This window comes from Paraburkholderia sp. EG286A (assembly GCF_040965375.1).
GTDB lineage: Bacteria > Pseudomonadota > Gammaproteobacteria > Burkholderiales > Burkholderiaceae > Paraburkholderia.
In genome coordinates this window covers 829,440-851,072 of record NZ_JBFRCB010000002.1, presented here as the reverse complement: position 1 = coordinate 851,072, position 21,633 = coordinate 829,440, and the positions used below count along the sequence as shown (strand labels likewise).

General features: G+C 66.9%; 15 protein-coding genes and 1 pseudogene. 8 read left to right on the top strand and 8 right to left on the bottom strand.

The window, feature by feature from the left end; genetic code table 11:
* Positions 1–213: 213 nt before the first annotated feature.
* From hda to panB, 6 genes and pseudogenes are all read left to right on the top strand, one after another.
* Positions 214–891: pseudogene (hda, locus tag AB4Y35_RS10485) on the top strand (DnaA regulatory inactivator Hda); the annotation flags it as partial.
* A gap of 653 nt (positions 892–1,544) precedes the next feature.
* On the top strand, positions 1,545–2,231 hold the full coding sequence (locus AB4Y35_RS10480; RefSeq protein ID WP_368704327.1) for an HAD family hydrolase: 687 nt from the start codon (positions 1,545–1,547) through the stop codon (positions 2,229–2,231).
* Positions 2,228–3,862, top strand: a complete 1,635-nt coding sequence (gene pcnB, locus AB4Y35_RS10475) for a polynucleotide adenylyltransferase PcnB (protein WP_368704326.1) — start codon at positions 2,228–2,230, stop codon at positions 3,860–3,862. Before AB4Y35_RS10480 ends, pcnB begins: the two co-directional genes overlap by 4 nt.
* A 72-nt stretch (positions 3,863–3,934) precedes the next feature.
* Positions 3,935–4,474, top strand: coding sequence for a 2-amino-4-hydroxy-6-hydroxymethyldihydropteridine diphosphokinase (folK, locus tag AB4Y35_RS10470; RefSeq protein ID WP_368704325.1), 540 nt, complete (start codon positions 3,935–3,937; stop codon positions 4,472–4,474).
* On the top strand, positions 4,471–5,163 hold the full coding sequence (locus AB4Y35_RS10465; protein WP_368704324.1) for a deoxynucleoside kinase: 693 nt from the start codon (positions 4,471–4,473) through the stop codon (positions 5,161–5,163). Before folK ends, AB4Y35_RS10465 begins: the two co-directional genes overlap by 4 nt.
* Before the next feature lie 66 nt (positions 5,164–5,229).
* Positions 5,230–6,045: a 3-methyl-2-oxobutanoate hydroxymethyltransferase gene (gene panB / locus AB4Y35_RS10460; protein ID WP_368704323.1), complete on the top strand. Its 816-nt coding sequence runs from the start codon at positions 5,230–5,232 to the stop codon at positions 6,043–6,045.
* 84 nt (positions 6,046–6,129) lie between these two features.
* Here panB and pabB read toward each other — a convergent pair whose 3' ends face one another.
* The 7 genes from pabB to hrcA all read right to left on the bottom strand — a co-directional run bounded on the left by pabB (position 6,130) and on the right by hrcA (position 15,620).
* Positions 6,130–8,037 (bottom strand): aminodeoxychorismate synthase component I, encoded by a 1,908-nt coding sequence (gene pabB / locus AB4Y35_RS10455; RefSeq protein WP_368704322.1) that lies wholly within the window; start codon positions 8,035–8,037, stop codon positions 6,130–6,132.
* A 55-nt stretch (positions 8,038–8,092) separates the two neighbouring features.
* The gene (gene dnaJ, locus AB4Y35_RS10450) at positions 8,093–9,226 is read right to left on the bottom strand and encodes a molecular chaperone DnaJ (protein ID WP_342919295.1); all 1,134 of its coding nucleotides are present in this window, start codon (positions 9,224–9,226) and stop codon (positions 8,093–8,095) included.
* Positions 9,227–9,520: 294 nt separating this feature from the next.
* Entirely contained in the window at positions 9,521–11,479 is a 1,959-nt protein-coding gene (gene dnaK / locus AB4Y35_RS10445) for a molecular chaperone DnaK (RefSeq protein WP_368696028.1), read from the bottom strand.
* Between the two features lie 240 nt (positions 11,480–11,719).
* Positions 11,720–12,322 carry a nucleotide exchange factor GrpE gene (gene grpE, locus AB4Y35_RS10440; protein WP_368704321.1) on the bottom strand — a complete coding sequence of 201 codons (603 nt, stop codon included), beginning with the start codon at positions 12,320–12,322 and terminating at the stop codon, positions 11,720–11,722.
* Positions 12,323–12,872: 550 nt separating this feature from the next.
* Positions 12,873–13,280, bottom strand: a complete 408-nt coding sequence (locus AB4Y35_RS10435) for an RNA-binding S4 domain-containing protein (protein ID WP_069267787.1) — start codon at positions 13,278–13,280, stop codon at positions 12,873–12,875.
* A 47-nt stretch (positions 13,281–13,327) separates the two neighbouring features.
* Positions 13,328–14,395 carry a ferrochelatase gene (hemH, locus tag AB4Y35_RS10430; RefSeq protein ID WP_368704320.1) on the bottom strand — a complete coding sequence of 356 codons (1,068 nt, stop codon included), beginning with the start codon at positions 14,393–14,395 and terminating at the stop codon, positions 13,328–13,330.
* 205 nt (positions 14,396–14,600) lie between these two features.
* Positions 14,601–15,620 carry a heat-inducible transcriptional repressor HrcA gene (hrcA, locus tag AB4Y35_RS10425; protein ID WP_133182506.1) on the bottom strand — a complete coding sequence of 340 codons (1,020 nt, stop codon included), beginning with the start codon at positions 15,618–15,620 and terminating at the stop codon, positions 14,601–14,603.
* A 261-nt stretch (positions 15,621–15,881) separates the two neighbouring features.
* Here hrcA and AB4Y35_RS10420 point away from each other — a divergent pair, with 261 nt between their 5' ends.
* Both AB4Y35_RS10420 and recN read left to right on the top strand, forming a co-directional pair.
* Positions 15,882–16,793, top strand: a complete 912-nt coding sequence (locus tag AB4Y35_RS10420) for an NAD kinase (protein ID WP_028202022.1) — start codon at positions 15,882–15,884, stop codon at positions 16,791–16,793.
* A 95-nt stretch (positions 16,794–16,888) separates the two neighbouring features.
* Positions 16,889–18,568, top strand: coding sequence for a DNA repair protein RecN (gene recN / locus AB4Y35_RS10415; protein ID WP_368704319.1), 1,680 nt, complete (start codon positions 16,889–16,891; stop codon positions 18,566–18,568).
* A gap of 66 nt (positions 18,569–18,634) precedes the next feature.
* Here the strand turns inward: recN and glnE are convergent, their stop codons facing one another.
* Entirely contained in the window at positions 18,635–21,454 is a 2,820-nt protein-coding gene (gene glnE / locus AB4Y35_RS10410; RefSeq protein ID WP_368704318.1) for a bifunctional [glutamate--ammonia ligase]-adenylyl-L-tyrosine phosphorylase/[glutamate--ammonia-ligase] adenylyltransferase, read from the bottom strand.
* Positions 21,455–21,633 lie beyond the last annotated feature (179 nt).

Below are 21,633 nucleotides of genomic sequence, written 5' to 3'. Positions count from 1 at the left end.
CGAGATTTGGAACGCGCCTCGCCTGTGCCCCACAACCGGAAACCGAGTTTTGCCGCACAACACACCGTATTTCGCACCGTACCAGCGTCGGGCCGTTATCTGGACCGGGATCGCGCTCGCCCTCGGCAACGTGCTGCGGCGGCCGCGGCCCAGTGATCTCCGCGGTTCTCACGAGAGCACGCTTTACTAGAACCGATTCCGTCCAGACACACCGTGCAGCGACAGTTAACGCTCGATCTCGGCACCCCGCCGCCATCGACCTTCGACAACTTCCATATCGGCGCCAACGCCGAGCTGGTCGCGCGCCTGCGCGGTCTGGACGCGGCGCTCATGGCGGGCCCGATCGCCGATCGCACGTTCTATGTCTGGGGCGAGCCCGGCAACGGGCGCAGCCACCTGCTGCACGCACTCGCCGACGAAGCGCCGGCGGGCCACGTACGCTATCTGGGGCCGCAAAGCGCGCTGGCGGCGTTCACGTTCGATCCGCGCGTGACGATCTACGCGGTGGACGACTGCGATTCGCTCTCGGGCGCCCAGCAGATTGCGCTCTTCAACCTGTTCAACGAGGTGCGCTCGTACCCCGCCTGCGCGCTCGTCGCGACGGGCAACGCGCCGCCCATGGGGCTCGCCGTGCGCGAGGACCTGCGCACGCGCCTCGGCTGGGGCCTCGTGTTCCACCTCGCGCCGCTCTCCGACGAAGGCAAGGCGGCCATCCTCAAGCTCGCGGCGCGCGAGCGCGGCATTGCGCTCGCCGACGACGTGCCCGCCTACCTGCTCACGCATTTCCGGCGCGACATGCCGAGCCTGATGGGCCTGCTCGACGCGCTCGACCGCTTCTCGCTCGAACAGAAGCGCGCGGTGACGCTGCCGCTGTTGCGCGCGATGCTCGCGAATGGCGTCGGCGATCTGGTGAGCGTCGCGAGCGCATTGCCGACGGATGAGGAACTCGCCGCCGATGAGCCGGCAGAATCGGACGACACGAGCGGCGCGCACGAAGATGAGGCCAGCGGCAACGCGGCGACCCAAACGCCATCCGCTGAAGGCGACGAGCCGCCCGCACCGCCGACGCTCTTCTCCAGCGAGCCGGAAGCCCCCGCCGCCGGGCCCGACGACGCCCAGCCCTACGAGGCGCCGAAGGCACCGGCCTTGCAGGCGCGCCCGCCGGCGAGCGTGCCCTTCGACAAGCCGACCGACAACGTCGAAGGCGAATTGGGGGCCAAATATCGTCACGTCGTCCACAAGGAGCTGGGCACCGAACTCAAGGGCGAAGTCGAAGCCGACGTCAGCAACGAGATGAGCGGCGAGCTGCGCGGCGATCTCGATCCGGCGGCCGGCACCGCCGCACCCGAGCCGCAGACAGGCGAGACGCCCGAACAGCCACCGTCAACGCCCGATGCGTCGGATACGTCGCCATCGCAAGAGAACAAGGCGCCCGCCCAGAGCGACGTGCCTGCAGGCCCCGAATCCCCCGCGGACCCCGCCGCGCCGACGCCGCCCGCCGGCGGCGGCAACGGCGTCTCCCGCTTCAAGTAAAATGAGCGCCCATGGCTAACCTTGCACTTTTTGATCTCGATCACACCCTAATCCCCACCGACAGCGACCACGAATGGGGCCGCTTCATGGTGAAGCTCGGCATTGTCGACGGCGAGCACTTCGCGGAGCAAAACGACCGCTTCTACGCCGACTACAAGGCCGGCAAGCTCGACATCCATGCGTACCTCGTCGCCATGCTCACGCCGCTCGCGAAATATTCGCGCGCACAGTTGAAGGAGTGGCACGACCAGTACATGCATGAGGTGATCAAGCCGACCATCCTGCCGAGCGCGGTCGAGCTCGTGAAAAAGCACAAGGAAGCGGGCGACCTCTGCTGCGTGGTCACGGCGACCAACGAATTCATCACGGCGCCCATCGCCGAGGCGTTCGGCGTGGACAAGCTGATCGCGTGCGAGGTCGAAACCGTGGACGGCCATCCGGCATCGGCCTTCACCGGCCGCCCGACGGGCACACCGAGCTACCGCGAAGGCAAGATCGTGCGCGTCGAGCAATGGCTCGCCTCGCTCGGCAAGCGCCTTTCGGACTTCGAGCACAGCTACTTCTACAGCGACTCGCACAACGACATTCCGCTGCTCGAAAAAGTCACCGACCCGATCGCCACCAACCCCGACGACACCCTGCGCGCTCACGCGCAACAAGCGGGCTGGCGCATTCTCGATTTGTTCCAAGCCCAGTGATCAAGAAACTCATCCGCAAGCTGTTCGGCCAGGACGACGCCGAAGCGGCGCAAGACACCGAAGCCCCCGCCGCCGATCCGGACACGGCCTCGCAGGAAGGCGCGGCCGCCGTTGCCGGCAGCACCCGCGCGCGCCGCAAGCCGGCCAGCGCGCAGAAGACCTCGAAGCCGCGCGGCGGCAAAGGCGCGCCCGACCCGGCTACGCCTGTCATCCTGTCCGCCGACGTCCACGGCATCAATCCCGCGCTGATCTCGCGCAACGCCGTGCGCGTGACCGAAGGCCTGCAGCAGGCGGGCTTCCGCGCGTTCATCGTGGGCGGCGCGGTGCGCGACCTGCTGCTCGGCGTCGCGCCCAAGGACTTCGACGTCGCCACCGACGCCACGCCCGACCAGGTGCAGAAGCTGTTCCGACGCGCGCGCATCATCGGCCGGCGCTTCCAGATCGTGCACGTGCAGTTCGGCCAGGAAATCATCGAGGTCTCGACGTTCCGCGCGCTCGTGGATGCGCCGCCTGCCGACGCCGAAGCACCCGCTCCGGCGCCTGCAAAGCGCATGCGCCGCGACGAACTCGACCGCAAGACGCACCACGTGGATGCGAGCGGCCGCGTGCTGCGCGACAACGTCTGGGGCGAGCAGCACGAAGACGCCACGCGCCGCGACTTCACGATCAACGCGATGTACTACGATCCGGCCACGCAAACCGTGCTGGATTACCACAACGGCATGGCCGACATGCGCGCGCGCCTGCTGCGCATGATCGGCGACCCGGCTACGCGTTATCGCGAAGACCCGGTGCGCATGCTGCGCGTGGTGCGTTTCGCGGCGAAGCTTGGCTTCGAGATCGAGGCGCACACGCGCGACCCCATCGTGAAGCTCGCGGACCTCATCAACAACGTACCGGCCGCGCGTCTGTTCGACGAAATGCTCAAGCTGCTGCTCTCGGGCCACGCGCTCGAGTGCCTCAAGTGGTTGCGCAAGGAAGGACTGCATCACGGCCTGCTGCCGCTGCTCGACGTGGTGCTCGAACAGCCGCAAGGCGAGCGCTTCATCACGCTCGCGCTGTCGAACACCGACGCGCGCGTGCGCGCAGGCAAACCCGTGTCGCCGGGCTTCCTGTTCGCCACGCTGCTGTGGCACGACGTGCAGCAACGCTGGCAGCAATACACGGCCGAAGGCGAATTGCCCGTGCCGGCGCTGCATCGCGCGATGGACGACGTGATCGACGCGCAAACGGAAAAACTGGCGATTCACCGTCGTTTTTCGTCGGATATGCGCGAGATCTGGGGCCTGCAGCTGCGCCTCGAAAAACGTGGCCGCGGCGCGATCAAGCTGCTGGAACACCAAAGATTTAGAGCGGGGTATGATTTCCTCCTGCTGCGCTGCGAATCGGGCGAGCTGGACGCCGAAGTCGGCCAATGGTGGACGGACTTCATTTCCGGCGACAACGCCGCGCGCGAGACGCTTCTCGCGCAGGGCGGCAAGGAGCGCTCGCCGCGCAAACGCCGCCGCCGCGGCGGCGCGAAGAGCCGCAGAACGGGCGAAGGTGCTGTATCGGAAGCCGGCGCAGCCGGTGACGTGCATGAAGCCAGCAGTGCGGACTATGACGGCCACGCCGGTCCGCACGAGGACTGACGCCGTGCGGCGTCGCGGCTTGCCGCGGCGCACAGGCGTCGAACCGCAACACAAGTCGCAGGAAGTGAAGCCATGACGGTTGCCTGGCTGGGAATTGGCGCGAATCTGGGGGATGCGCGCCAGACTCTCAAAGACGCGGTGGTGTGCCTCGCACAACAGCACACCCTCACCGTCGTCGCCAAATCGAGTCTGTACCGCACCGCGCCCATCGACGCGGGCGGCGACGACTATTACAACTGCGTCGTGAAGATCGAGACGAGTCTCGACGTTCACGCGCTGCTCGCCCTGTGCCAGCGCGTGGAGCATCACTTCGGCCGGGAGCGTCCCTTTCGCAACGCGCCGCGCACGCTCGACATCGACATCCTGCTTTACGGCGACGCCACCATCGACGAAACCGACCTCGTCGTGCCGCATCCGCGCATGACGGGCCGCGCGTTCGCGCTCGTGCCGCTCGTCGAGATCGATCCCGAACTCGTGATTCCGGGCCATGGGCCCGCCAGCGCCTTCCTCGCCGCCGTGGCCGACCAGCGCATCGAGAAGGTCAAGCCGTTGTGCCAGTGCATGGGCACGCCCCCCGCGCCGGACACGCCGCCCTCCGGCAACTGCCGATGAGCACGACACCCCTGCCCGTCGTCAGCGCGCGCGCCACGCGGCCAGCCGCGCTCCAGTACATCGTGATCGAAGGGCCGATCGGCGCGGGCAAGACCACGCTCGCGACGCGTCTGGCCGAACGCTGGTCGATGCAGACGCTGTTCGAATCGAACGCCGACAATCCGTTTCTCGAGCGCGTGTATCGCGACAGCGCGCCCTCGTCGCATGCGCTCGCCGCGCAGTTGCATATCGCCTTGCAGCGCGAGCAGCTTTCGCGCGACGTGGCCGCGCGCCGCGAAGCGGGCGTGCCGCTCGTGACGAATTTCCTTGCCGAACGCAACGATCTGTTCGCGCGCCTCACACTCGCCGAAGACGAACTGCCGCTGTACCGCGCGCTCGCCTCGCGCCTCACGTCATCCGCGCCCGCCCCCGACCTCGTCGTCTATCTGCAGGCGAGCCCGGAGGCGCTGTACGCGCGCATCCAGAAGCGGGCGTTGGCGCGCGAGCTGGCTATTTCGAGCGCATTCCTGCGTGCGCTCTGCGACAGCTACAACGATTTTTTCTATCATTACGATCATGCGCCGGTGCTCACCGTCGGCGCGGAGCATCTGGATCTGCCAGGTTCCGATGCGGACCTCGCGCTCGTCGCCGAACGTATCGAGACGATGCGCGGCCGCAAGGAATCCTTCGTCAAGGGCACGTCGCTATAACCGCCTCATCGGCGCGATCGAGCGGCGCAGCCCCTCCCCGTTTTCCCTTTCCCAACGGATTTCCCCATGACTTACCTGCAGGAAACGAGCCGCAGCGCGGTCACCGTGCCCAAACTCCAGGCCATGCGCGATGCAGGCGAGCGCATCGCCATGCTGACGTGCTATGACGCGAGCTTCTCGGCGCTGTGCGACCGCGCGGGCGTCGATACGGTGCTGATCGGCGACTCGCTCGGCAACGTGCTCCAGGGGCACACCACGACGCTGCCCGTCACCATCGACGACATCGCCTATCACACGGCCTGCGTGGCGCGTGCGCAAACCAGGGCGCTGATCATCGCCGACCTGCCGTTCGGCAGCTTCGGCACGCCCGAAGACGCGTTTGCGAACTCGGTGAAGCTCATGCGCGCCGGTGCGCAGATGGTGAAGATCGAGGGCGGCGAATGGCTCGCGCCCACGGTGAAGATGCTGGTGGAACGCGCCGTGCCCGTGTGCGCGCACATCGGCCTCACGCCGCAGTCGGTGCACGCTTTCGGCGGCTTCAAGGTGCAGGGCAAGAGCGATGCGGCCGCCACGCAGATGATTCGCGACGGCTTGGCGCTGCAGGAGGCAGGCGCGCAGCTCGTGGTGATCGAGGCCGTGCCCGCGGCGCTCGGCGCGGAAGTGACGAAGCAGTTGCGCATTCCGACCATCGGCATTGGCGCGGGCGTGGACTGCTCGGGCCAGGTGCTCGTGCTGCACGACATGCTCGGCATTTTCCCCGGCAAGCGGCCGCGCTTCGTGAAGGACTTCATGACGGGCCAGCCCGATATCGAATCGGCCGTGCGCGCGTATGTGCGGGCCGTGAAGGAAGGCACGTTCCCGGGGCCCGAGCACGTGTTCTGATCCGGCGGCTTTGCTTCGCAGAATGAAAAAAGCGCGCTCCGTCTGGGGCGCGCTTTGTTTTTGTGGTGCGCTACGGCCGTGATCTCATCGAATCAAGCGCGCCGGCACTGCACCGCGCAGCGCGTTCGTGAGCATCAGGGCTTCGGCGTCAAGCACGTCGTCGCGCGTGAGCACACGCTCCTGTGCGCCGAACGCTTCGTCGTCGAGCAGCACGCCGCGCATCACGCCCGGCAGCACGCCCGAGGCGAGCGGTGGCGTGAACCACTTGCCGTCGAGCTTCACGAACACGTTCGAGCGGCCGCCTTCGGTCAGCTCGCCGCGCTCGTTGAAGAACAGCATGTCGAAGCCGCCCTGGGCTTCGGCCTCGCGCCAGGCGCGATCGAATTCGGCGCGGCGCGTGGTCTTGCGCAACAACAGCGCGTCGGCGGATTCGACCGGCGCAAAGCCGTGATCCGGTGCGAGCAGCACGCCCACGGTGTCGTGCGCGAGCGCAGCAAGCGGCGCGCTGGTGAGCGTGGCCGCTCCGCTCTTGCCGAGCGCAAGGCGCACCCGGTGCGGCGCGTTCTCGTCTGCAAACGTGGCGCAGGTTTCGTCGATGCGCGTTCGCAACGCTTGAACGTTGCACGGGAAACCGAGCCACGCCGCACTCGCCGCGAGCCGCGCGAGGTGACGCTCCACGTGACGCACGCCGTCGGCGCGCGTCGCGTACATCGTTTCGAAGCATTCAATGCCCGGGTCGGCGTCGGTCAGGAAGCGGGCTTTCAAGCGGCACTCCTCGTATTCGTCGGCGGCCACGCTGTCGAGCACGATGCCCGCGCCCACGCCCATTTCGCCGCGCCGCGTGGCGCCCGTGCCCCTCGAGGGCGCATCGAGCGTCAACGTGCGGATCACGACCGAGAGACAAAAGTCGCCGCATGCCTCGCCTGCCGAGGGCGCTTCGAGCCACCCTATCGTGCCGGTGTAAAGCCCGCGCGGCGCATGTTCGAGTGCTTCGATCAGCTCCATCGTGCGGTGCTTGGGCGCGCCCGTGATCGAGCCGCACGGAAAGAGCGCGCGCATGGCGGCGGCGAATGTCGTGCCCTCGCGCAGCGTCGCTTCCACGGTCGAGGTCATCTGCCAGACGGAAGCGTAGGGCTCCACGCTGAAGAGCGCCGGGACGCGCACCGAGCCGGTCTGCGCGACGCGCGAGAGGTCGTTGCGCAGCAAGTCGACGATCATCACGTTTTCGGCGCGGTTCTTCGGATCGTTGGCGAGAAAACGCGCGGCGGCGGCGTCCTGCTCCGCATCGGTGCTGCGCGCGGCCGTGCCCTTCATCGGTTTCGCGCGCAACGTTTTGCCGTGCTTCTCCACGAACAGCTCCGGCGAGCACGAGAGCACCCAGCGGTCGCCCGGCAACGCGATCAGCGCACCGTAACGCACGCGCTGACGCTCGCGCAGGCGCCTGTAGAGCGCGAGCGGCGAACCGTATGCCTCGAAGCCGAGCCGGTAGGTGTAGTTGATCTGATACGAGTCGCCCGCGCGCAAGGCGTCCTGCACGGCGGCGATATCCTGCTCGAAGCGCTCGCGATCGACACCGATCGTCACGCCCGCCACGCCGGCTGGCCCGGGCGCTTCACCGCCCTCCTGCGCCGCGAGCCACGCATCGGTTTGCTCGCGCGAGAGCCTTTCGCAGCGTTCGAACAATAAAAAACGCAGCGCGGCGTGGCCGTGCTGCGTTTCGAGGGATGCGCTCGTGTCGCGCTTTGCGAATTCGAGCGTGCGCCCGAACTCGTAGTCGCCGATCACGAGGGCGTGAAGTCCCTTGCCCAGTTCGGCATTCGCTTGCGCGCACACCGCGTCGAGGTCCGCCGCACGCTCGCATGCAAGCTCGCGCACGAACCCCGTATAAAGGCGGCTCGAACGGCTAACCGCCGTCGAGTCGCCGTCGTCGAGCAGCGCGAAAGTTGCAACACTCGTCGCATCTCCCGCCGCGCCGCCAGAATTGACTGCCATTACGCTAACTACCTGCAATTGACCTGCTGCTGCATGGTGACGCCGGAAAAGCGCATCAGTCGAAGAAGCTCTTCACGCGGTCGAACCAGCTCTTGCTTTGCGGGCTGTGGCGCGAACCGCCTTCCACGAGCGACTTCTCGAACTGCTGCAGCATCTCGCGCTGGTGATCGGTGAGCTTGACCGGCGTTTCCACCTGGACATGCACATACAGATCGCCGGCGATGCTCGAACGCAGGCCCTTGATGCCCTTGCCGCGCAGACGGAACGTCTTGCCCGACTGCGTGCCTTCGGGCACCGTGAACGATGCGCGGCCCGCGAGCGTCGGCACTTCGATCTCGCCGCCGAGCGCCGCCGTGGTGAACGGAATCGGCATCTGGCAGTGCAGGTCGTCGCCGTCGCGCTCGAACACCGCGTGCTGCTTGATGTGGATCTCGACGTACAGATCGCCCGACGGCCCGCCGTTGATGCCAGGCTCGCCGTTGCCGGCCGAGCGGATGCGCATGCCGTCGTCGATGCCCGCCGGAATCTTCACTTCGAGCGTCTTGGTTTCCTTCACCTTGCCTGCGCCGTGGCAGTTCGTGCACGGTTCGGGAATGTACGAGCCCGTGCCGTGGCACTTGGGGCAGGTCTGCTGGATGCTGAAGAAGCCCTGCGACATGCGCACCGAACCCGAACCATGGCAGGTCGGACAGGTTTCGGGCTTCGTACCGGGCTTCGCGCCCGAGCCGTGACAGACTTCACAACCGCTCCAGCCCGGCACGCGGATTTGCGTCTCGTAGCCGTGCGCCGCCTGCTCCAGCGTGATTTCCATGCTGTAGCGCAGGTCCGCGCCGCGATACACCTGCGGACCGCCGCGCTGGCCGCCACGGCCGCCCGCTGCCTGGCCGAAGATATCGCCGAAGATGTCGCCGAAAGCGTCCGCGAAACCGCCGAAGCCCTGCGCACCCGCGCCGCCCATGTTCGGATCGACGCCGGCGTGGCCGTACTGGTCGTAAGCGGCGCGCTTTTGCGAGTCCGACAGCATTTCGTAGGCCTCTTTGGCCTCCTTGAAATGCTCTTCCGCGTCCTTGTTGTCCGGATTGCGGTCGGGGTGGTACTTCATCGCGAGCTTGCGATACGCCTTCTTGATTTCGTCGTCGCCCGCGTTCTTCGCGACGCCCAGAACCTCGTAGTAATCCCGTTTCGCCATATCGGTTCAACGCCGGCCTCGCGCTTCACGGCGCGCGCCGGCTCCTCTTGAATGCTGGATCTGGTGACCCGTTTGCCGTTCCCCTGAACATCCGCACAGGCGCTTCTCACGCCGCGGCGGCCCCTGAAAGAGAACGGCCTCCATAAAACAAATGTGCCCGGAGAGCCGGTTGGCTCGCCAGGCGCTGCAATGCTGACACGCATCGTAACCGATGCGGCCGCTTTCGTAGCCGCTTTCATCGGATCACGACCGTTCGCTGATCAGGCAGAACGGTCGTGACCGCCACGAACCGGCTTAGTCCTTCTTGACTTCCTTGAACTCGGCGTCGACCACGTCGTCGGCGTCGTTCTGCGCGCCCTGCTCGGCAGCACCGGCACCTGCGGCACCCGCGCCGGCGGCACCGGCCGCGCCTGCCTGCTGCGCCTGCATGTCGGCGTACATCTTTTCGCCGAGCTTCTGCGACGCTGCCGACAGCGCCTCGACCTTCGCCTCGATCGTCGCCTTGTCGGCCGACGAGCTCTTCAGCGTTTCTTCGAGGTCCTTCAGTGCGGCTTCGATCTTTTCCTTTTCGGAGGCTTCGATCTTGTCGCCGTACTCGGCCACGGCCTTCTTCGTGCTGTGAACCAGTGCGTCGCCCTGGTTGCGCGCGTCGGCCAGCTCACGCAGACGGTGATCTTCTTCCGCGTTCGCTTCGGCGTCCTTCACCATCTTCTCGATCTCGGCTTCCGACAGACCCGAGTTCGCCTTGATGGTGATCTTGTTTTCCTTGCCGGTGGCCTTGTCCTTCGCGCCCACGTGCAGAATGCCGTTCGCGTCGATGTCGAAGGTCACTTCGATCTGCGGCACGCCGCGCGGTGCGGGCGGAATGCCTTCGAGGTTGAACTCGCCCAGCAGCTTGTTGCCCGCCGCCATTTCGCGCTCACCCTGGAACACCTTGATCGTCACGGCCGACTGGCTGTCGTCCGCCGTCGAGTAGACCTGTGCGTGCTTGGTCGGGATCGTGGTGTTCTTGTTGATCATCTTCGTCATCACGCCGCCGAGCGTCTCGATACCGAGCGAGAGCGGGGTCACGTCGAGGAGCAGCACGTCCTTGCGGTCACCCGACAGAACCTGACCTTGAATCGCGGCGCCAACGGCCACGGCTTCGTCCGGGTTCACGTCACGGCGCGGGTCCTTGCCGAAGAACTCCTTGACCTTCTCCTGCACCTTCGGCATACGCGTCTGGCCGCCGACGAGAATCACGTCGTCGATGTCGCCAACCTTCACGCCCGCGTCCTTGATCGCGACGCGGCACGGCTCGATGGTGCGCTCGATCAGTTCCTCGACCAGCGCTTCCAGCTTGGCGCGCGTGAACTTGAGGTTCAGGTGCTTCGGACCCGACGCATCCGCCGTGATGTACGGCAGGTTGATGTCGGTCTGCTGGCCCGACGACAGTTCGATCTTGGCTTTTTCAGCGGCTTCCTTCAGGCGTTGCAGCGCGAGCACGTCCTTCGAGAGGTCGACGCCCTGCTCTTTCTTGAACTCGCCGATGATGTAATCGATGATGCGCTGGTCGAAGTCTTCGCCGCCGAGGAACGTGTCGCCGTTGGTCGAGAGCACTTCGAACTGCATTTCGCCGTCGACATCCGCGATTTCGATGATCGAGATGTCGAACGTGCCGCCGCCCAGGTCGAACACGGCGATCTTGCGGTCGCCCTTTTCGGCCTTGTCCAGACCGAACGCGAGTGCGGCTGCCGTCGGCTCGTTGATGATGCGCTTGACTTCCAGGCCGGCGATGCGGCCGGCGTCCTTGGTAGCCTGACGCTGGCTGTCGTTGAAGTACGCGGGAACCGTGATCACGGCTTCGGTGACCGGCTCGCCGAGGTAGTCTTCAGCGGTCTTCTTCATCTTGCGCAGCACTTCGGCCGAAACCTGCGAAGGCGCGAGCTTCGAGCCGTGCGCTTCGACCCAGGCGTCGCCGTTGTCGTGCTTGACGATCTTGTAGGGCATCAGGCCGATGTCCTTCTGCACTTCCTTCTCTTCGAAGCGGCGGCCGATCAGGCGCTTCACTGCGTACAGCGTGTTCTTCGGGTTGGTGACCGACTGGCGCTTGGCCGGTGCGCCGACCAGCACTTCGTTGTCGTCCATGTAGGCGATGATCGAAGGCGTCGTACGGGCGCCTTCCGAGTTCTCGATCACCTTGACCTGATTGCCTTCCATCAGCGCCACGCACGAGTTGGTGGTGCCGAGGTCAATACCAATGATTTTGCCCATTTTTGTCAAATCTCCAGAATTTGGTCGCTGTGCGGACGCCGCTTTCGCGCTGCGCAGGTAACTACATGCTCGAGCCGCGTTTTCCCTTGTGCGCGGCTGGCGTCCACTTCAATACGGAACTGCTGCCCAAATAAGTGCCGTTACGGCGATTTCAAGGGGTTTGGGCTATGCGTTCCATCATTTTTTTCAATTGCGGGGCCCTTTTGGTTCCTTCAGGCCGTCGCGTGTCTTACGTTTTTCTTACTTCGGTGCCGAAACGGTCACGAGCGCCGGACGCAGCACGCGGTCGGCGATCACATAGCCCTTTTGCAGCACACTGACCACCGTGTTCGCGTCCTGCTCGGACGGCACCATCGAGATGGCCTGGTGACGGTGCGGGTCGAACTTCTCGCCCACGGGGTTGATGGCGAGGACCTTGCCCTTCTCGAGCGCGCCGGTGAGCTGCTTGAGCGTGAGCTCGACGCCTTCGTTGACCTTGGCGAGGTCGTCCGAGTTATGGGCGAGTGCGGCTTCGAGGCTGTCCATCACCGGCAGCAGATGCTCGGCGAAGTTTTCGATCGCGAACTTGTGCGCCTTGGCGACGTCTTCCTGCGCGCGGCGGCGCACGTTCTCGGTCTCGGCCTTGGCGCGAACGAAGGCGTCCTGCAATTCGGCGACCTTCGCCCGGGCTTCGCTAAGCTGGGCTTCGGCCAGTGCGGCCTCGGCAAGCGCCGCAGCGTTCTGGTCCACGCCGCCTTGGGCTGCCTGCTCGGCCGCGTCAGCCGCCTGCGGCTGGGCTGCCTGCGACGCCTCGTCCGCGGGCGTGGGGTTCTGGCTCGTCGGGTTCTCTTGCGTGTTTTCCATGTCGCTGAACGTCGTTGAATAGTGAAAAAGGGAACAAAGCTGCGGGCGCCTTGACGCGACCCGCCCTACTGCGCCGACCGTCGTTGCGCCGACGCGACAGAGGCTTCGTACATTGCGACTGCACATGGGTGCCGGATCGCTTGTTTCAAGGGGCTATCGCGGCTTTTTTATGCAGACATCCAAGCCGCGAAATCGCCCGTAACAACCATTACTGCAGCGCCGCAAAAATGAAATTGAGTAAGGGACATCCCTGACCTACACTCAGGAACAGGTGCTGCTCATGGCGCGTTTACCCTGAGCCTGGCACCGCACCGAACGGGCCCACGGTCAGCACATTTTTTAGCGGCATCGCCGCGCATAAAAACGCTAACCGGGCCTCGAAACTGGCTGTTTTGCTGCGATCCCAAGGGGAGTACCGTGAAACTGACCTTTGCCATATCGGTGGTCGCGCTGGTACTCATCGCCGGGACTACGACCATCTGCATGTCGGGCGCCGTGAACGAAAACACGACGGAATACGGGGGCGTGCACGCGACGATGGAAGCGCTCTTCAACCCTCACGCGAAAATTTGTCGATAGTGCGGCGGTCGCGCTTGGTCGGCCTGCCCTGCAACACGGCAGCCGGTTCACGAAAGAGCCGGCGCCGGTCCTGCTCCGCCGCGCGCCTCTCGCGCCCGGCTTCGGTTTCCGCATAAAGCGTCTGCGCGATGCTGGCGGGGCCGCGCATCTCGCAAATCCCCAGCACCTGCACTTCCCAGACCACGTGATCGATCTCGATTTCGACGAGGTCGCCCACGCGCACGTCCTTCGACGCCTTCACGGCGTCGCCGCCGATGCGCACGCGCCCCTTGCCCACGGCGTCGGAGGCGAGCGAGCGCGTCTTGAAGAAGCGCGCCGCCCATAACCATTTGTCGATGCGCAGCCGCGCGCCAGGTTCGGTCGAAATCTTGTAGTTCATCAGAAGCTTTCCGGATGCGCTGCTCAGTTCACGCAGGACTCGCCCGGTCAGGCCACCGCGCCTGCCGGCGCCGCGGCCTGGACGGGCCAGCCCTGCAGGTGCTGCGCAACAATCTCGCCTAGCGCCGCGATCCACGCCGGCGATGCATTCAGGCACGCAATGCGGTGAAACTCCTTGCCGCCGCCGTGCAGGAATTCGTCGCGCACTTCCATGCCGATTTCCTCGATGGTTTCCAGGCAGTCCGCCGTGAAACCGGGGCAGAACACGTCCGCCCGCCGCACGCCGCCCGCGCCCAGTTCCCGCAGCGTGGGCGCCGTGTACGGCTGGAGCCACTGCGCCCGCCCAAAGCGCGACTGGAAGGTCACGCGGCATTCGACCGGCGTCAGCTCCAGCGCGTGCATGAGCAGCGCGGCCGTTTGCTGGCACTGGTCGTGGTACGGGTCGCCCAGATCGAGCGTACGGCTCGGCACGCCGTGAAAACTCAGCACGAGCCGGTCGCCCGCCGCGAAATTGGGTTTGCCGTGCGCGTGCCAGTACTGGTGCACCTGCGCCGCGAGCGCCGCGATATACGCCGGATGGTCGTGATAGCCGCGCACCGTGCGGATTTCCGGCTGGTTGCGCATGCGGCGCAGCGCGACGAAGGCCGCATCGAACGCCGTGGCCGTGGTCGACGCCGAGTACTGCGGGTACATCGGCATGAGCAGGATGCGTTCCGCGCCCGCCAGCTTGAGCTGGTTCAGCATCGCCGGGATGTCGGGCGTGCCGTAGCGCATCGCGTAATCGACGAGGACCGTGTAGTCGTTGATCTGCAGCAGATGGCGCAGGCCGTCGGCCTGCTTCTGCGTGTGCACGCGCAGCGGCGAACCCTCGGGCGTCCAGACCGCCGCGTACTTCTTCGCCGACGAGCGGCCGCGAAACGGCAGGATCAGCGTGCGCAGGATGACCTGCCAGATCGGCGCCGGAATCTCGACCACGCGCGGATCGGAAAGAAACTGCGCGAGATAGCGGCGCACGGCGCGCGGCGTGGGCGCGTCCGGTGTGCCCAGGTTGATGAGCAGCACGGCGACGCGATGCGCCGCGGCGGACTGCGAAGGCCGCTCCAGGTCGAAACGCATAGGCGATCAGTGGCGCCGCGCGAATGCGCAGCAACGGTTGCATGAAACAAGCATTATAGCGGGCGGTCCTGGCGGGCCAAACCGCAGCCGCGACGCAGCGACTCGCCGCACGTTGGCCATTCGGCCGATGGCGCGCGCCGCGCCTTTCGGGGATGATCGTCGGAAAGGCGGGGGGGCCCGATGCCCGCTGCGCCCGATGCGGCGCTCAGTTCTGGCTCAGCGTGAGCGAGAGCAGGCGCGCGGTGATGTCGACGATCGGAATCACGCGGTTGTACGCCATGCGCGTCGGCCCGATCACGCCGAGGGTGCCGACGATCTTGCCGTTCACCTCGTAGGGAGCCGTCACCACGCTCATTTCCTCGATCGGCACGAGTTGCGACTCGCCGCCAATGAAAATCTGTACGCCCTGCGCGTGGCTCGAGACGTCGAGCAGCTGCAGGAGACTGGTTTTCTGGTCGAACACGTCGAAGAGCTTGCGCAGGCGCGCCATGTCCGAGGAAAGGTCGGCCACTTCGAGCAGGTTGCGCTCGCCGGAAATGAGCAGGGTATCGCCGCCTTCGGGCTCTTCGGTGCTCGCGGTCACGGCCGCGTGCATGAGCGTGGTCATGTCGCCGCGCAGCGCGTCGATTTCCTCGCGCAGGCGGCGGCGCACCTCGTCGAACGACAGGCCCGCGAAGTGCGCGTTGATGTAATTGGAGGCTTCGATGAGCTCGGAAGGCGTGAAGTCGCGCTGCGTCGCCATGATGCGGTTCTGCACGTCGCCTTCGGGCGTCACGATAATGAGCAGGATGCGCTTGTCGGACAGGCGCATGAACTCGATCTGCTTGAACACGTGGCTGCGCCGGGGCGTCAGCACCACGCCGGCGAACTGCGAGAGGTTCGAGAGCACGCTGGCGGCCGCCGCCACCACCTTCTGCGGTTCGCCGGGGCGCAGCGTGGTCTTCACCGCGCGCGTGAGCGCGTCGTCGTCGGAACTGGGCTCGACGGTGAGCATGGTGTCGACGAACAGGCGGTAGCCGCGCGGCGTGGGCACACGCCCGGCCGAGGTATGCGGGCTGGACACGAGACCCAGCTCCTCGAGGTCCGACATGACGTTGCGGATCGTCGCCGGGCTCAGTTCCAGGCCGGAATAGCGCGACAGCGTGCGCGAGCCGACCGGCTGACCTTCGGCGATGTAGCGCTCGATCAGCGTCTTGAGGAGGGTTTGTGCGCGGGGATCTAGCATGACTCAAAATTTTAGCCTAATGGCGCTTTGGCCGCGAGTACGCCGCCATGCCGGGCCCGGCAGGCAGGCCTGCAGCGCGGGGCGGGCCGGTTTCGGCCGCCGTCGCCGGGCGGATTGCACCGCACATCGCCCGGTACCTGGCGCGTTGTCATCGCCGTGTCACCGGCTTCGGGCTGGAGAGCGCGGCGCGCAAGGCCTGGCGGGCCGCACCCGGCGTGGCGCCAGGTTCTTTTCGTGACCTGACTATGGTGTAATGCCGGCATGCAGATCCAGAAGATCCAGAGCCAGTTCAAGACGGTTGCGCTCGTTGGGCGCAGCAATACGCCAGGCATTGCCGAGCCGCTGACGGCGCTCGCCCAGACCATTTCGAAGCGCGGCTTCGAGGTCGTGTTCGAAGCGCAGACCGCAGAGGAAATCGGCGCGCAAGGCTATCCTGCGCTGCAGCCGGCCGAAATCGGCGCGCGCGCGGACGTGGCCGTCGTGCTCGGCGGCGACGGCACGATGCTCGGCATCGGCCGCCAGCTCGCGCCCTACCGCACGCCGCTCATCGGCATCAACCACGGGCGGCTCGGCTTCATCACCGACATCGCATTTTCCGAGATGCAGGAAGTCGTGCCGCAGCTGCTCGCGGGCTCGTTCGAGCGCGAGGAGCGCTCGCTGCTGGAGTCGCGCATCACCCGCGACGGCGACCCGATCTACCACGCGCTCGCCTTCAACGACGTGGTCGTGAACCGTAGCGGCTTTTCGGGCATGGCCGAACTGCGCGTGAACGTGGATGGCCGCTTCATGTACAACCAGCGCTCCGACGGCTTGATCGTCGCGACGCCCACGGGCTCGACCGCCTACGCGCTCTCGTCGCAGGGACCGATCCTGCATCCGCAGCTGCAAGGCATCGTGCTCGTGCCGATCGCGCCGCACGCGCTCTCGAACCGCCCGATCGTGCTGCCCGACGACTGCAAGGTGAGCATCCAGATCGTGGCGGGCCGCGACGTCAACGTGAACTTCGACATGCAGTCGTTCACGGCGCTGGAGCTGAACGACGTGATCGAGGTGCGCCGCTCGCGCCACACCGTGCCCTTCCTGCACCCGGTCGGCTACAGCTACTACCGCACGCTGCGCAAGAAGCTGCACTGGAACGAGCACCCCTCGCTGCAGGGCGATCCGGAGGACTAACCCGCGTCTTCGCGTGAAGCGCGCGCGGCCGTTGCCATGCAGCCAGCAGTCCCACGGTAATCAAAGCCAACCCAGAAAAAGCAGAACCAGACGCCATGCTTCGCCATCTCTCGATTCGCGACTTCGTGATCGTCGCCGCGCTCGACCTCGAATTCGACAGCGGCTTCACTGTGTTTTCCGGCGAAACGGGCGCGGGCAAGTCGATCCTGATCGACGCCCTCGCCCTCACGCTCGGCACACGCGCCGACGCGAGCGTGGTGCGCACGGGCGAGGCCCGCGCCGACATCACCGCCGAGTTCGATGTGCCCGCGCATGCCGCGCTTTGGCTCGACGAGCAGGCGCTCACGAACGGCGACGGCGAGCACACGGTCATGATGCGCCGCGTGGTGGACAGCGGCGGGCGCTCGCGTGCCTTCATCAACGGCACGCCGGCCACGCTCGCGCAACTGCGCGAGCTGGGCGAAATGCTCGTCGACATCCACGGCCAGCATGCGCACCAGCTACTCATGCGGCCCGACGCGCAGCGCGAACTGTTCGACACGCACGCCGGCCTCACGGATCTCGCCGCCACCGTCACGCGCGCGTGGCGCGAGGCGCGCGACGCGCGTCTCGCCCTGCAAAGCGCGATGTCGCGCGACCGCGAGCTGCAGCTCGAGCGCGAGCGCCTCGCGTGGCAGCTCGCCGAGCTCGACAAGCTCGCGCCGCAGCCGGGCGAATGGGAAGAAGTGAACGCGGAGCACGTGCGGCTTTCGAACTCGGCCAACCTGATCGAAGGCGTGCAAGGCGCGCTCGCGGCGTTATCCGAATCCGACGAGGCGATGCTCTCGCAGCTGAACTCGATCGTCTCGAAGCTGCGCTCTCTCGCCGAGGTCGACGCCGAGCTGAACGACGCGCTCGCCGCGCTCGAACCGGCCGCGATCCAGATCCAGGAAGCGGCGTACTCGCTCTCGCACTACGCGCAGCGTCTCGATCTCGATCCGCAACATCTCGCGCAGGTCGAACGGCGCCTCGACGCGCTGCATTCGACGGCGCGCAAGTTCCGCCTGCCGGCCGAGACGCTGCCCGAAGAACACGCGTCGCGCCGCCAGCAGCTCGCGGCGCTCGACGCCGCGTCCGATCTCGACGGCCTGCGCGCCGCCGGGCAGAAGGCGCAGGACGCCTATCTCGCGCAGGCGCGCCAGCTCTCGAAGGCGCGCGCCAAGGCGGCGAAGGCGCTCGGCGCGGCGGTCACGCAAGGCATGCAGGAACTGTCGATGGCCGGCGGCAGCTTCGAAGTCGCGCTCGTGGCGCTCGGCAGCAGCTCGACCGGCGAGCCGATCGGCGGCGCGCACGGTCTGGAACAGATCGAATTCCGCGTGGCGGGCCATGCCGGCGTGCCGCTGCGTCCGCTCGCGAAGATCGCCTCGGGCGGCGAGCTCGCGCGCATCAGCCTCGCGCTCGCCGTGATCGCAAGCGCGGCGAGCCCCACGCCCACCCTGATCTTCGACGAAGTCGACACGGGCATTGGCGGCGGCGTGGCCGAAGTGGTGGGGCGTTTGCTGCACCAGCTCGGGCACGCGCGCCAGGTGCTGTGCGTCACGCACTTGCCGCAGGTCGCGGCGCGCGGCGATCACCACTTCCAGGTGGCGAAGTCCGGCGACGGCAACGGCGGCACGGTCTCGGCCGTCACGCCGCTCGACAAGGGCGGCCGGGTGGAAGAAGTCGCGCGCATGCTGGGCGGGCTGGAGATTACCGCGACGACCAGGCGGCATGCGAAGGAGATGCTGGCCGCTTGAGCGGGACTGCGCCTCAGGTATGAGGCGCACCAGCCACGCCGGCCATCGACGCCTGGCGCGCGCGCCCTAAGCCTCCCCCCGCTCCCCAAACACCCGCTTCCACAACGCCAGCACGGCCTCGCGCTCGCGCTCCACACGCGCCGGATCGACACGCGCCTTCTCCATGCCGTCGAGCCGCAACTGGTGCTGCAGCTTGCGATACAGCCGGTACGCCGAGCCTATCGTCTCGGCCTCCTCCTCGCTCATGAGCCCGAAACGCGACACCTCGCGCAGCAGCGCGATATTGCCCGTGTTGCGGATCAGCTCGGGGTCCTGCGCCGCGTGCAGCAGCACCCAGTACTGGACGAGAAACTCGATGTCCACCATGCCGCCGCGGTCGTGCTTCAGGTCGAAGAGTTCGGTGCGGTTCGGGTGGCCGTCTTCCACGCGCTGGCGCATCGCCACGATCTCGCTGGCGAGCGGCGCGGCGTCGCGCGGCGTGGTCAGCACCTGCACGCGGATCGCCTCGAAGGCGCTGCCGATGGCCGCGTCCCCGGCTGAAAAGCGCGCGCGCGTGAGCGCCTGATGTTCCCAGACCCACGCCGTGTTCGCCGCGTCCCCTTCGCGCAACTGGTAGCGGCGGAACGCGTCGAGGTCGGTCACGAGCAGGCCCGACTCGCCGTTCGGCCGCAGGCGCAGATCGACGTCGAACAGCGTGCCCGCGCCGGTGGCCGTGGTGAGCCACGTGATGAGGCGGCGCGCGAAGGTCGCGTAGATCTCAGAGGCGCGCTCGTCCTCGTCTTCGTACAGGAAGATGATGTCGAGGTCCGACGCGTAGCCCAGTTCCTTGCCGCCCAGCTTGCCGTAAGCGATCGCCGCGAAGCGCGGCACTTCGCGATGGCGTTTGGCGAACTGCTTCCAGACGGTCTCGATGGTCACGTCGAGCACGGCGTCGGCAAGCTCGGAGAGCCGGTCGCTCACGTGCTCCACCGAGAGCCGCCCCGCCAGGTCGTTGAGCAGGATGCGGAACACTTCGGCCTGGTGCGCGTGGCGCAGCAGGTCCATCTGCTGTTCGACGTCGGCGGCGGCTGCGAGCCGTGCGCGCAGCAGGCGCGAGAACTCGGGCCAGTCGAACGGCGACGCGACCGCCTCGTCGTCGAGCAGTTCGTCGAGCAGTTGCGGATGGCGGATCAGATAGCCCGCCGCCCAGCGCGAGCCGCCCAGCACCTTGAGCACGCGGCTGAGCGCATCCGGATATTCACAGAGCAGCGCGAGATACGCGCCCCGCCGGATCACGGCTTCGAGCAGGTCGAACATGCGCGCGAGCGTGTCGCCGCGGCGCTCGCGCGGCTCGAGCGTACGCGCGGCTTCGAGCGCGCGCTGTGCGACGCTGTCGAAGCGCTCGCGGCTCTTCTCGGGCAACCCCGCGTAACGCGACGACTGCCAGAGCCCGCGCAGGCGCGCGAGCAGCGGCGCGGGATCGTCGATGCCCAGTTCCGCGAGACGTTCGAGCAACGAGTCTTCGGCGCCCTCTTCCATCAGCGCCCCGCTCCAGACCCATGCCGCCGCGCCGTCTTCGGACGCGCCGCAGCCGCCCTCGCCGCCCATCTTGTCGGAGAAGATCTGCACGAACTGGCGCTCGACGTTGTCGCGGTGGCCGTCGAGCGTCGTCATCAGCGCGGCGTAGTCGGCGAAGCCCATCGACTTCGCGAGCGCCGCGCGCTCTTCGGCGTCGACGGGCATGGCGTGCGTTTGCGCATCGTCGCGATACTGCAGGCGATGCTCGAGGTCGCGCAGGAAGTTGTAGGCGCGCGTGAGCTCGCCGCACACCTCCGGCGCGATCAGTCCGCGCGCGGCGGCGTAGCCGAGCACGGCCAGTGTGGGGCGCACGCGAAAGCCCGCGTCCTGGCCGCCGCGGATGAGCTGGAACACCTGGGCGCTGAACTCGATCTCGCGAATCCCGCCACGCCCGAGCTTGATGTCGTCGGCCTTGTCGGGGCGCATCATCGCGCGCCGCTGCGCTTCCTGGCGAATCTGCACGTGCAGCGAGCGGATCGCGCTGATCACGCCGAAGTCCAGATAGCGCCGGTAAACGAAGGGCTTCACGAGCGAATCGAGCTGGCGTGCCAGACGCAGCGCGCTCTCGCTCTCGTCCTCGGAAACGAGCCGCCCCTTAATCCACGCATAGCGCTCCCACTCGCGGCCCTGCACGTAGAAGTACTCTTCGAGCATGCCGAGGCTGCACACGAGCGGCCCGGAGTCGCCGTTCGGGCGCAGGCGCATGTCCACGCGAAACACGAAGCCATCGGCCGTCACGTCGCTCAGCGCAGCGATCAGGCGCTTGCCCACGCGCGTGAAGTAGTCCTGGGTGGCGATGGGCGAGCGCTGGCCGCCCGTGGTTTCGCCGTCGTCCTCGTAGACGAAGATCAGGTCGATGTCGGACGAAACGTTCAGCTCGCGCCCGCCCAGCTTGCCCATGCCCACCACGCCGAGCGTGAGGCGCTCGCCGCCCGGGCCGCGCGGCTCGCCGAAGAGCGTCTCGAGGTCGGCACTCACGCACGCGAGCGCGCGCTGGATCGTGACTTCGGCGAGATCGGTCATGCTGCCGGTCACTTCTGCGACGTCGGCCACGCCGCCGAGATCGCGCTCCATCACCGCGCAGATCACTTCCACGCGCAGCTGGCGCAGGACCGTCTTCAGTTGCTCGTCGTTGAGCGGCGCGCCAGGTGCGGCGTTTGCTGCCGTGAGCAGTTGCCCGCTCAACGCGTCGAGCCGCGCGACGATGCGTTCGCGCGAGAGCGGCGCGGCGGCGAGCGCCTCGACCTGCGCCGCGAGGCCAGGGCGCGCGGCGTAGGCACGTGCTGCATAGCGGGAGTAGCTGGAACTCAGAAGAGGGATGTCAGTCATGAAGTGCTGCTTGCCGGGAAGGCCCGCTGTTCGCCGTTGTTACGTTGCGCGCGCCTGGGTTGATGACGTTGCCAGTGTGACGATGACGATGCCGATACCGATGGCTCGACCACGAGGGTTCGCCCTGTGCCACGCACACACCGCCCGCCTGGTCTCGCGGCCCGCCTCGCCGATGCATC